Raw genomic sequence first — 11,562 nt, forward strand, 5'->3', positions numbered from 1 at the left:
TCCTCCTCCCCCTCTGGGGTGTCGTCAGGTCAGGCCGCCCAGGCTCAGGAGCAGGTCCTTCACCTCGGTGGCGTGGTAGCGGGCGCGTTCCCGGGACGGGTCGGAGCACAGCAGCAGCGGCCCGTCCCGCTCGTCGTCGGGCAGCCGGCCGTGGCTGCCGCGGACGCACCCGGGGTCCAGCGGCACCACCTGCAGCGGTGCCCGCAGGCCGGCCTTCTTCTTCAGCACGGCCACGGCCGCCTTCGCCCTGGCCGCCGGATCGGCGGGGTCGAAGAACAGCTCGGCCGGGTCGTAGCCGGGCTTGCGGTGGATCTCGACGCCGCGCGCGAAGTCGGGCGCGTGCCGGTCGTCGAGCCAGTAGTAGTACGTGAACCAGGCGTCGGGCTCGCAGACGGCCACCAGCTCGCCCGCGTTCGGGTGGTCGATGCCGTAGTCGGCCTGTTGGGTGCGGTCCCACACCTCGTCGACCCCGTCGAGCGCCTTCAGCACGTCGCGTACGCGCGGTACGTCGTACGGGTCGGCCACGTAGACGTGGGCCGCCTGGTGGTCGGCGACGGCGAAGGCGCGCGAGGTGTACGGGTCGAGGTACTCCATCCCGCGCTGCCGGTACACCGACAGCAGGCCCTCGCGGCGCAGCGCGCGGTTGATGTCGACGGGCCGGCTGACCGGTGCGATGCCGTACTCGCTGAGCGCGACGACGGTGGTGCCGCGCTCCCGCAGGTCGTCCAGGAGCGGCCCCAGCGCGGCGTCGGCCTCGCGGGCGGCCCGGACGGCCTGCGGGCTGTCGGGGCCGAACCGCTGGAGGTCGTAGTCCAGGTGCGGGACGTAGATGAACGACAGGTCGGGGTCACGGGTGTCGGCGACGTGCCGGGCGGCGCCCGCGATCCACCGGGTGGAGGTGAGGGAGGCCGTGGGACCCCAGTAGTTGAACAGGGGGAATTCGCCCTGTAGCTCGGTGAGTTCGTCGCGGAGGGCGGCGGGCACCGTGTAGCAGTCGGGGGCCTTGCGGCCGTCGTAGTGGTAGACGGGGCGCGGGGTGAGGACCGTGTCGACGTCGGCGCCCATCGCCCACCACCAGCACAGGTAGGCGGTGGTGTGGTCCGGGTCGTGCCGGCGGGCGGCCTGCCAGACCTTCTCCCCCTGCACCAGGGCGTTGTGCTGGCGCCACATCATCACTTCGCCGTGGTCGCGGAAGTACCAGCCGTTGCCGACGGCGCCGTGTTCGCGGGGCAGGGTGCCGGTGGTCAGGGTGGCCTGGACGGTGGCGGTGACGGCGGGGAAGACGGTGTCGAGCGGGGCGGCGAAGCCCTGTTCTCCGATGGCCCGCAGGTTCGGCATGTGCGGCAGCAGCCGGGAGGTCAACCCGACCGTGCACAGGACCGCCACCTTCCTCTTGCCCTGCCGGCTCGTCGATCCGGTCATGAGCGGGGCTCCTTTCCGGGGAGGGCAGCGGCCGCGCCGGCCGGGGTCAGGCCCAGGGACGTCAGTTCGCGGGCCGTCCAGCGCAGTTCTGCGGCGATGCCGCGGGCGAGGCCGGCGGCGCCGACCGGGCGGCTGCCCTCGGGCAGCACGGACCAGGTGTACGTCTCGACCTCGACGTGGTCGGCGACGGCGTGGTCCCCGCCGAACAGGGCCGCGAGGGCCTTGCGCAGGACCGGGCTCGTCGAGGCCAGCGGCGGGGCCGGCTCCTCGTGCAGCGGCACGTGGTAGTGGATCCGCCAGGGCGCCTCCCCGGGCAGGGCTCCGGCGAGGGCCGGCCCGAGGTCGTCGGAGCCGAGGAGCTCGGCCCCGGCGGGTCCGGCCTCGCGGGTCTGGTGCAGGAACCGCGGCTCCGCGAAGGCGGCGAGGGCCTCCCGTACGCGCGGGTCGGCCGGGTCGGCGGCCTCCAGGGCGCTCGACGCCTGGACCTTGACCACCGGCAGGCCGGCGGTGAGCAGCCGGGCGACCGCGGTGTCGGGGTCCTCGTGGGCGACCGCGAGGTGGCAGACGTCCAGGCACAGCCCGATCCGGTCGTGGTCGACGCCGGACAGGAGTTCGACGGCCTGCTCGGTGGTCTCGGCCACGCAGCCCGGCTCGGGCTCCACGGCGACCCGGATGACGCGGCCGGTCTCGGCCTCGATCCGGCGCAGGCCGGCGGCGAGCGCGTCGAGCTGGCGCATGGCGGCGGCCTTGCGGGTGCGGGACCAGGCGGTGCGCCAGGCCAGCGGCAGGGTGGAGACCGAGCCGCGTTCGGCGTCGGCCGGCAGCAGCCGGGCCAGGACGCGGGCCAGGTTGAGGGTGTACTCCAGGCGGGCCGGCTCGGACCAGTCCGGGTAGTACACGGCCCGCTTGACGACGGGGGCGTGGAAGCCGCGGTACGGGAACCCGTTGAGGGTGACGGTCTCCAGGCCGCGCACGGTCAGCTCGCGGCGCAGGGCGGCGACGGCGGCCGGGTCGGCGGCGAGGGCCGCGGCCGCGTCCACGGGCAGCCACAGGCCGAGGCCGATGACCGGCTCGTCGGTCTCCTTGCGGACGGGTTCGGCGTAGGTGGTGAGCTGGGCGGTGATCCCCTCCAGGGTCTCGGCGGGGTGCACGTTGGTGCAGTACGCGAGGTGGACGGCGGTGCCGTCGCGGTGGCGGAAGCGCATCGGTGGTGGTCCCTCCGCCCCGGTCAGCTGCCGCCGCGGGCGATCGAATTGCCGGCGTACAGGCCCGCGGCCTGCACGTCGGTGTACCCCTCGAGGCCGAGGCGGCCGGACTGCCCGTAGAAGGCGACCGGGTTGCGCCACAGGACGCGGTCGACGTCGTCCTCGTCGAAGCCGGCGGCGAGCATGGCCTCGGCGGTGGTGCGGGTCAGGAGCGGGTCGCTGTGGCCCCAGTCGGCGGCGGAGTTGACGAGCATCCGCTCGGTGCCGTGCTTGCGGAGGATGGCGACCATCCGCTCCGGGGTCATCTTGGTGTCGGGGTAGATGGAGAAGCCCATCCAGCAGCCCGAGTCCTGGACCTCGGCGACGGTGACCTCGTTGAGGTGGTCGAGGACGACGAAGGACGGGTCAATGCCGGATTCGCGGACGACGGCCAGGGAGCGGGCGGTGCCGCCGGCCTTGTCGCGGTGCGGGGTGTGCACGAGGGCGGGCAGGCCGAACTCGGCGGCGAGGCCCAGCTGCACGGCGAACGCGTGGTCCTCGGCCTCGGTGACGGTGTCGTAGCCGATCTCGCCGACGGCGACGACCCCGTCCTTGGCGAGGTAGCGGGGCAGCAGGTCCAGCACGGGCGTGCAGCGCGGGTCGTTGGCCTCCTTGGGGTTGAGGCCGATCGTGCAGTGGTGGCTGATCCCGAACTGGGCGGCCCGGTACGGCTCCCAGCCGAGCAGGGAGTCGAAGTAGTCGGCGAAGCTGGCCGGGGAGGTGCGTGGCTGACCCAGCCAGAACGCGGGCTCGACCAGCGCGCGGACGCCGGCGGCGTGCATCGCTCGGTAGTCGTCCGTGGTGCGGGACGTCATGTGGATGTGCGGGTCGAAGATGCGCATGGCCGGGCTCCGGAAGGGGTGTGTGGTGTGTCGTCAGTGGTCGAGGGCCGCTACGACCCACAGGTCGGCGGGGACGGGACGGCCGGCGGCGCGGCGCTCGGTGGCGAAACCGCGGGCCATCCGGGCCAGTTCGGCGTCGCGCCGCTCGTTCAGCCCGGAGACCCGGGCCAGCGGGATGCCGGTGAACAGGCACTTCAGGACGGCCTGGCGCCAGCGGTACTGGTCGAGGTGGGCGCGGGCGTACGGGCCGAGGGCGGCGGCGATGAGCCGGTTGTCGTTGGTGCGGACGGCGTCGTCGGTGAGGTGGACGGCGCGGGCGCCGAGCGGCAGGAACGGCAGGGCGCGCAGGACGCCGCGGCGCTCGGCGGCGTCCCCGTGCGCGTACCGCAGGGCGACCTCGTCGGCCAGGGCCGGGCCGGTGGTCCCGTACCGGGTCAGGGCGCGCAGCAGCAGGGTGCGGACGGCGTCCTCGACGCTCCAGCCGGCCCAGCCGGGCAGCGGGCCGCGGCCGTGGTCGCGGCCGGCGGCCGGGAAGCGGCGGTCCAGGGCGCGGGGGCCCTCGGCCGCGACGGCGGCGGTGTCGGCGGCGAGGCGGGTGCGGTGCTCCTGGTCCAGGGCGGAGCGCAGGGACTCCTGGAGGGTGCGCAGGGTCAGCGCGTCGTGGACGCAGGTGTCGGCGGCGGCGAGCGGGGGCGCGGGGTCGGGCAGTACCGCTGCCGCGGCGGCGGGGCGGGCGAGGGTCGGTGCGCTCATCGGAGTACGGCCTCCTTGTCCAGGTGGGCGGCGGCGGCCGCGCGCAGGAAGGCGATGCTGTGGTGGGCCACGTGGGCCGCGGCGTGGCTGTGGCGCGGGAGCTCGACGGAGACCAGCCCGCGGTAGCCGGTGCGGACCAGGGCGGCCAGGACGGGAGGGAAGTCGATCTCGCCCTCGCCGAACGGCAGGTGCTCGTGGACCCCGCGGCGCATGTCCTCGATCTGGACGTGCGCGAGGCGGTCCGCGGCGAGCTCGATGCAGTCGGCCACGGAGTACGGCTCCAGGCACCGGCAGTGGCCCAGGTCCAGGGTGAGGCGGAACCGCTCGGGCCGGCCGAGGTCGGCCAGCAGCCGGCGGTAGCCGGCGAGGTCGGCGACGAGCATGCCCGGCTCCGGCTCGAAGGCCAGGTCGATGCCGGCGGCCTCGGCGTGCGAGACGGTTTCGGCGCAGCCGTCGACCAGCCGCTGCCAGGCCTCCTCCCGGGTGGTGTCCGGGTCGGGGGTGCCGCTCCAGAAGTGCACCGCCTCGGCGCCCAGTTCGGCGCCGATGCCGATGGCGCGGCGCAGCAGGTCCAGGCGCAGGGCGCGGCCCTCGGGGCGGGCGGACAGCAGGGTCGGGCGGTGCTTGCGGCGCGGGTCGAGGAGGTAGCGGGCCCCGGTCTCCACGACCACCGACAGGCCGGTGGCCGCCAGGGCCCGGCGGACCTCGCCGACGCGGGAGGGCAGGTCGGGGGCGTACGGGTCGAGGTGCTGGTGGTCGAGGGTGAGCGCGACGCCCTCGTAGCCGAGGTCGGCGAGCATCCGCAGCGCGTCGCCGAGCCGGTGGTCGGCGAGACCGTTGGTCCCGTACGAGAAGCGGGGCATGCGGGGTGCGTTCACGAGCGGCCTCCGCGGCCCGCGGCGGTGGCGAGGGGGGTCATGTGGAGGACACCTTCCGGGCGAGTCGGCGGACGAGCGGCAGGGCGGCGGCGAGCGCGGCGGCGGGGCCGGGGGCGCCGGCGCGGGCGACCAGGGCGGCCTGGAGCGGCAGCAGGGAGTGGATCCCGGCCCCGACGGCCCCCCGCACCCGGGCCCCGTCGGGCTCGCGCACGGCCCGCACGAGGGCGGGCCCCCACCCGAGCGCATACAGCCCGACCGCGGCGGCCTGCACGGCCCGACCGGCTCCGGCGGCGGAGCGGGCGCTGCCGGGGACCGCCCCGGCAGGAGCGAGGGCCCGGCCGGCCGCACGCAGCACGGCGGCAACCGCCCCGCCCGGCCCGCCGGTACGGCTGACCGCGGCGAATGCGGCGGAGCCGCCGCCCGCGGGAGCTGCCCCGGCGGGGGCGGGCGCCCACCGGGCGGCCGCGCGCATGGCGAGCAGGGGTGCCTCGGCCGGGCCGCCCGTACGGGTGGGGTCCGAGCCCGCACTGCCGGGGGCCGCCCCGGCGGAAGCGAGGGCCCGGGCGGCCGCGCGCAGCGCGGGGGTTGCTGTCCGGGCGGGTCCCTCGGTACCGCTGTGCGGGGTGAGGGTGGTTGCGGCGAGGGCTGCCGCGGCCGTGAGGGTCAGGGCCGGCTCGTGGCGCGGGGCGCCGTCGACCTCGTGGCGGCTGAGCCGGGTCAGGGCCAGGGTGTGGGCGCCGACGGCTGCCGCCGGGGCGAGCGCGGCGCGGGCCGGGCCGGGCCCGGTGCCGTGCAGGACGTCCAGGGTGCGGGCGGCGGCCATCACGGCCGGGCCCAGCGGGGTGTTCTTGACGCCGAGGTCGTACGCCCACACGGCGGCCGCCAGCGGCAGGGTGCGCCGCAGCACGGTCCGGCGGCCGCCGGCGAGGGCGGCGACGGCGAGGCCGGCAGCGGTCAGCCCGGCCGCCGTGGCGAGGGCCGCGGCGGGCCGGATCCGGCCGGACGGCAGGGGCCGCTCGGGGCGCTCGACGGCGTCGAGCTCCCGGTCGGCCCAGTCGTTGAGGGCCATGCCGGCCCAGTAGAGGCAGACGGAGGAGCCGGCCAGGCCGAGGGTGCGCGGCCCGGCGCCCCGCCCGGCGGCCAGCGCCCCGGCCAGGACGTCCCCGGGAACGGTGGCCGCCGCTGGGGCCCGTACCAGCTCGACGTAGGCCCGCAGGGTGCGCCGGGCCCGAAGCCCCCGCCCCGGGAAGGGCGGCAGCCGCAGCGGTTCCTCGCAGCCGCCCGCCCCGGCCCGGCCCGCACGCGGGACCCGGAGCACGGCAGCCCGCCCGAAGGCGAGGACCCGCCCGAGAACGGCCGGGCCGCTCCCCCCGGCGGCTGCAGAGTCGGCAGCAGGGGCGTCGGGCGCACCATGCGGGGCAGCGGACCTGCCGGCGGGCACATCCTGCGCGGCGGCCGGGGATCCGGTCGGCGCGGCAGCGGCCGGGGCAGCGGAGGCGGTGGCGGTGGCGGTGGCCGACCCGCAGCCGGCAGCCGGGGCTCCGGCGGGCGGCGCGGCAGTGGCCGTTGCGGCGGCGGGAGCGGCTTCCGTGGGCGCTCCGGGCGCAGGGCGCGCCGCGGTGGGCATCGGGGCGGGGGTCATCGGGTCGATCCCGGGGTCCGGTCGGCGGCCGGTGCGGTGGCCCAGGCCGTCAGGGTTTCGTGCTGGAGGGTCAGGTTGTGCTCCGTGGAGCCGGCCGGGTCCTTGAAGAAGAAGGCCAGCGCGGGCAGGGCGCCCGACTCCCCGCGCCGCCCGGCCAGGGCGGTCAGCCGCACCAGGTCCAGGACCAGCGGCGCGGCCAGCGCCGAGTCGCAGCCCTGCCAGGTGAACTGCATGGTCATCCGGACGCCGAGGAAGCCCTCGAAGGAGATGTGGTCCCAGGCGGTCTTCCACTCCCCCATCTCGGGGACGTTGTCGATGTGGACCTGGCCCTGCACCGGGTGGCCGACGGTCTCCTCCAGGCTGCGCTGCTTGGACTCGGTCTTGGAGCGGGCGGCCGCCGGGTCGGCGAGGGTGGCCCCGTCTCCGCCGCCCAGCAGGTTCGTCCCCGACCAGGACCGCAGCCGCAGCGCCCGCTGCGTGAACATCGGGGCGAGGGCGCTCTTGACCAGCGTCTCGCCGGTCTTGCCGTCGCGGCCGGCGTGCGGGACGCCGCGCAGCCGGGCCAGCTCCTCCAGCGCGGGCAGCGAGGCCCCGGCGGAGGGGGTGAAGTTGACGTAGGAGCACCCGGCGGTGAAGGCGGCGTACGCGTACAGGGAGCTGGCCGGGAGGGTGAGCGAGCCGGCGCCGAGGGCGGCTTCGAGGGCGGCCAGGTTCAGGTGGGCGGGGTCGGGCTCGGGCAGCGGCTCGGTGGAGGAGACGTTGACGACGACGACCTGCTCCAGGCGGTGGCGGTCGCGGAAGGAGGCCATGTCCTCGGCGAGGCGGGCCGCGGCCCGGCACTGCGACTCGCCGGGGCGCAGGGACCCGTCGCGGATCTCCAGCTCGGCGGCGGCGAGCGCGGTGTCCACCGCGGGGAGGACCGCGGCGGGCAGCACGCCCGCCGCGGCGAGCTGCCGGGCCCTCGCCGACAGCGGGGTGTCGACGACGTCGTGGCCGCCGAACACGAGGTCGGCGAGGGCCGGCAGGGAGGCGCCGCGGAACGGGGGTGTTTCCGTGACGCATCCGACGGGGGAGGCGGCACCCGCGACGATGGCCCCGGCGCCGGCCACGGCCGCCGTGGCGACCGAGCCTCGCGCGCCGACCATCCAGACGCCGATGCGGGGTGCGGATCCGGTCGTGTCTCGCATGGTGTGCCAATCCTCCTGAGTGCTACGGGATGTGGGGGGCGGGGGCCTGTCCGGCGGGGCGGCGGGGCGGCGGGTCGTGGGACCGCGGACAGGCCCCACCGGGTCACTTGCCCAGGTCGGCCGGGTAGGGCCAGACGTCGAACGCCGAGGTGACCTTGGCGTCGGAGCGGCACAGCCACTTCGCCGTGACCTTGTTGACCACGCGCTTGGGCAGGTGCTTGTTGTCGTTGGCGTCGTTCACCGGCTTGGCGATGGACTGGAGCTCCCAGGCCGCGCCGGCGAGGCGGTTGATGTGCGCCCAGAAGCGGCGGTCGATGCCCAGCAGCTGGAAGGACTGCAGGTAGGCGTGCCAGCGGTGGTAGGCGTGGGTGGCCTCCGGCGGCGTGTAGTTCATCATGTGGACCTTGTTGCCGGCCGGGCGGCGCGGGTCGAACAGGGTGCCCTGGCCGAACTCCTGGAAGGCGAAGACCAGGCCCTTGGGGTCGTGGCCGTACCACTTGTCGTAGACCTTCTTCTGCTCGCGGGAGAGCAGCTCGAAGTGGGCGCGGTTGGGCTCGATGAGCTCCAGCCAGCTGCGCGGGTAGCGGCCGCCCTGGCGGGTGGCGAGCCAGGCGTCGTAGGACTTGGTGAAGCCGCCGAAGGGGGCGGTGATCGCGGCGACCGCGGCCTTCATCTCGGCGGTCGGCGTGTAGTACGACATCTCGTCGTACTCGTACCAGAACTCGCTCGCCCAGCGGTCGCCGACGAGGCCCTCGACCTTGGGCAGGGTGGGGCGGCGGCCGTGGGCGGCGGCCGGGGCGGCACCGACGAGGCCGACGGTGGCGGCGGCTCCGGCGACGCCGAGGGCGGTCCGCAGGACGCTCCTCCGGTCCATGGAGTTGAGCGGCATGGTCGTGCTCCTTCGAGATGTGCGCGGATGCGGACGGGCATTCGGGAGGTGCGATGACCTGTACTTTTCCGTGGTCCGCTATGGCCGATCTATACGGCTTCGCCGTGGCCGCGCAGGGCGTGCCCCAGGCCCCGCGCAGGCCCCGTACGGGGGCCGGCGCGGGGCCTGGGGTGCGGTGCCCTGCGGCGCGCTACGCGTCGAGCGGGTTGCGGCGCAGGGCGGGCGAGAGCAGCGCGGCGAGCGCCGTCAGGCCCATGGCGGCGCTGAGGCCGAGCACGGTGCGGGTGGGGCCGAAGGCCTCCAGGGCGAAGCCGGCGGCGACGGGACCGGCGGCCATGGCACCCGAACCGACCAGCATGGCCAGGGAGTTGGCGCGGCCCCGCATCCGGTCTGGGGCGACCCGGACCAGGAAGACCCCGCCGGCGACGTTGAAGACGCCCCCGACGTAGCCGCTGGCCGCGAACAGGGCGCCCAAGGCGAGCGGTTCGTGCAGGTAGGCGACGGGCACCATCAGCGCGGTCCACGCCAGCAGCCCGCCGAGGACCAGGGCCCGCAGGGAGGACCGGCGGGTCCACCACCCGCCGGAGAGGGCGCCGACGAGCCCGCCCGCGCCGCTCAGGGACAGCACGAGGCCGATCTCGAACTGCGAGCCGTGGCGGGCCTGGATTCCGGTCATGACGGCGAGGTTGAGGCCCTGGAAGAGGACGTTGGAGACGGCCACGGCGGCCATGACGGCGCGCAGGAAGTGCTGGCGCCACATCCAGGCCAGGCCCTCGCGGACCTCGGCGAGGAGATCGGGCCGCGGCCCGGTCCGGCCGCCGTCCGGGACCGTCTGGAGCTTGCCGTGTACGCCGAACAGCAGGACGGTGGAGGCGAGTTGCCCCACGAGGGCCGCCAGGTACGGGAAGGAGGCGCCCAGGGCCACCAGGCCGCTGCCGAGCGGCTGCCCGGCGATGGCCGCGCCGCGGGTGCGGGCCTCGTTGCCGGTGAGGGCGGCGGGCAGCTGCTCGGCCGGGACGACCGCCGGGACCGCGGCGCGCTCGGCGAGCTGGTGCAGCACCCCGAGGGCGCCCTCGGCGAAGGCGGCGGCGAGCAGGGCCCACAGCCAGACGTGGCCGCTCAGCAGCAGGGCGGCGACGGCGCCGGCGATCAGCGCCTGGCCGAGCCCGGCGCCCAGCATGATCCGGCGGCGGTCCCACCGGTCCACCAGGGCCCCGCCGGGCAGCTGGACCAGCAGCTGCGGCAGCAGCAGGGCGGTCCCGACCAGGCCGGCGTCGCCGGGCGAGCCGGTGACCCACAGGACGGTCAGCGGGTAGGCCACGGCGGTGGCCCGCCCGGCGAGCAGCGACAGACCGGCCCCGCCCCACAGCAGTCCGAAGTCCCGGTTCCGCCGCAACGGGACCGCGGCGCCGGGCCCGTCGTGTGCCGGGGCCGCGTCCGGGGCCTGGGCCGGGGCGACGGCCCCGTCCTCGCCGCGCGGCAGCACGTCCGTCCCGGCACCCGGCCCGGAACCGCTCCCGGGCACGGGCGCGGGCGCGGGTACGCGCTGCCGCGCCGTCACCGCCCGGGCGGCGGGCCCTGCGAGGGGGACCTCCGGGTCGGCGGCCGCCGGGGCCGGGCCGTCCTGCGACAGGTGCCACGGCAGGGTCGACGGGTCCGTGGCCGATCTCGGCGGCGGGGTCACCGGACGGCCGAGCCGCGCGCAGCAGCGGGGGCGACGCTGTGCTCCAGGACGGCCATCGCGCTGTGCATCTTGTTCGTCGCCTGGGCGAAGGCGATGCTCATCGGGCCGTCCAGGACCTCGGCGGTGACCTCCTCGCCGCGGTGGGCCGGCAGGTCGTGCATGAACACCGCCCGCGGGCTGGCCTCCCACAGCCCGGTGGTGACCTGGAACGGGGCGAAGACCTCCCGCCAGTTCGCGTCGGGCTTGGAGGTGCCGGTGGTCTGCCAGCGCGTGGTGTACACGACGTCGAAGCCGGCCGGGAGCGCGGCCATGTCGTGCCGCTCCACCAGCACCGACCCGTACGCCTCGGCCCGGGCCTGCGCCCGGGCGGCGACGGACGGCGGGAGTCCGTACCCCGGCGGGGTGCGCAGCTCCAGGTGGACCGACGGGAACCGGGTCAGCGCCAGGGCGAGGGCCGCCGCCGTGTTGTTGCCCTCCCCCACGTACAGGAAGCGCAGCCCCTCGATGCGGCCGAAGTGCCGCAGCAGCGTGGTCAGGTCGGTCAGCGCCTGGGTGGGGTGCTCCTCGGCGCTCATGGCGTTGACGACGGCCATCCGGTCCTGGGCGGCCCAGCCCCGCAGCTCCGCCTCGGGGCCGGCGGTGCGGGCGACGAGCACGTCCAGCATCCCGGAGAGCACGCGCCCGGTGTCCCCGGTGGTCTCGCCGGTGTTGAGCTGGAGGTCGCCGGGCCCGTACGCGATGATCCGCGCGCCGAGCCGCAGCGCTCCGGAGGAGAAGGCCGTACGGGTGCGGGTGGAGGTCTTGGCGAAGTAGATGCCGGCGACGAGGCCGTCCAGGGCGTGGGAGCGGCCGGCGGTGCCGGCCGAGAACTCGGCGCCGCGCAGGACGACCCGGCGCAGCTCCCGGTCGGTGAGGTCGTCGATGGAGACGAGGTGGCGCGCCCGGCGCCGGCCCGAGGGCTCGGGGGCGGCCGCCTGGAGGTCGGCGTCCGGGATGTCGGCGGTGTGCAGCGTTTCCATCG

At 76.3% G+C, this 11,562-nt stretch carries 10 protein-coding genes; all 10 read right to left on the reverse strand.

The features are described from left to right. Positions 1–24: 24 nt before the first annotated feature. Positions 25–1,422 carry a nucleotide pyrophosphatase/phosphodiesterase family protein gene (locus ABZ924_RS02355; RefSeq protein WP_361902752.1) on the reverse strand — a complete coding sequence of 466 codons (1,398 nt, stop codon included), beginning with the start codon at positions 1,420–1,422 and terminating at the stop codon, positions 25–27. After that, on the reverse strand, positions 1,419–2,627 hold the full coding sequence (gene eboE / locus ABZ924_RS02360) for a metabolite traffic protein EboE (RefSeq protein WP_361902755.1): 1,209 nt from the start codon (positions 2,625–2,627) through the stop codon (positions 1,419–1,421). The genes ABZ924_RS02355 and eboE overlap by 4 nt, the downstream gene beginning before the upstream one ends. A gap of 23 nt (positions 2,628–2,650) precedes the next feature. After that, the gene (locus ABZ924_RS02365) at positions 2,651–3,508 is read right to left on the reverse strand and encodes a TatD family hydrolase (protein ID WP_361902758.1); all 858 of its coding nucleotides are present in this window, start codon (positions 3,506–3,508) and stop codon (positions 2,651–2,653) included. Between the two features lie 33 nt (positions 3,509–3,541). Next, the gene (locus ABZ924_RS02370) at positions 3,542–4,261 is read right to left on the reverse strand and encodes an EboA domain-containing protein (RefSeq protein WP_361902761.1); all 720 of its coding nucleotides are present in this window, start codon (positions 4,259–4,261) and stop codon (positions 3,542–3,544) included. After that, on the reverse strand, positions 4,258–5,124 hold the full coding sequence (locus ABZ924_RS02375; RefSeq protein WP_361902967.1) for a sugar phosphate isomerase/epimerase family protein: 867 nt from the start codon (positions 5,122–5,124) through the stop codon (positions 4,258–4,260). The genes ABZ924_RS02370 and ABZ924_RS02375 overlap by 4 nt, the downstream gene beginning before the upstream one ends. Positions 5,125–5,176: 52 nt before the next feature. Continuing rightward, complete coding sequence (locus ABZ924_RS02380) at positions 5,177–6,781, reverse strand: SCO3242 family prenyltransferase (protein WP_361902764.1); 1,605 nt, start codon at positions 6,779–6,781, stop codon at positions 5,177–5,179. Beyond that, positions 6,778–7,968, reverse strand: coding sequence for an inositol-3-phosphate synthase (locus tag ABZ924_RS02385; RefSeq protein WP_361902767.1), 1,191 nt, complete (start codon positions 7,966–7,968; stop codon positions 6,778–6,780). The genes ABZ924_RS02380 and ABZ924_RS02385 overlap by 4 nt, the downstream gene beginning before the upstream one ends. Positions 7,969–8,071: 103 nt before the next feature. Next, positions 8,072–8,857: a Tat pathway signal sequence domain protein gene (locus ABZ924_RS02390; RefSeq protein WP_361902770.1), complete on the reverse strand. Its 786-nt coding sequence runs from the start codon at positions 8,855–8,857 to the stop codon at positions 8,072–8,074. A gap of 190 nt (positions 8,858–9,047) precedes the next feature. After that, positions 9,048–10,541, reverse strand: a complete 1,494-nt coding sequence (locus tag ABZ924_RS02395; RefSeq protein ID WP_361902773.1) for an MFS transporter — start codon at positions 10,539–10,541, stop codon at positions 9,048–9,050. Next, complete coding sequence (locus tag ABZ924_RS02400) at positions 10,538–11,560, reverse strand: ornithine carbamoyltransferase (protein WP_361902775.1); 1,023 nt, start codon at positions 11,558–11,560, stop codon at positions 10,538–10,540. The genes ABZ924_RS02395 and ABZ924_RS02400 overlap by 4 nt, the downstream gene beginning before the upstream one ends. Positions 11,561–11,562 lie beyond the last annotated feature (2 nt).

Origin of the sequence: Streptomyces sp. NPDC046876 (assembly GCF_040645035.1) — a bacterium.
Classification (GTDB): Bacteria; Actinomycetota; Actinomycetes; order Streptomycetales; family Streptomycetaceae; genus Streptomyces.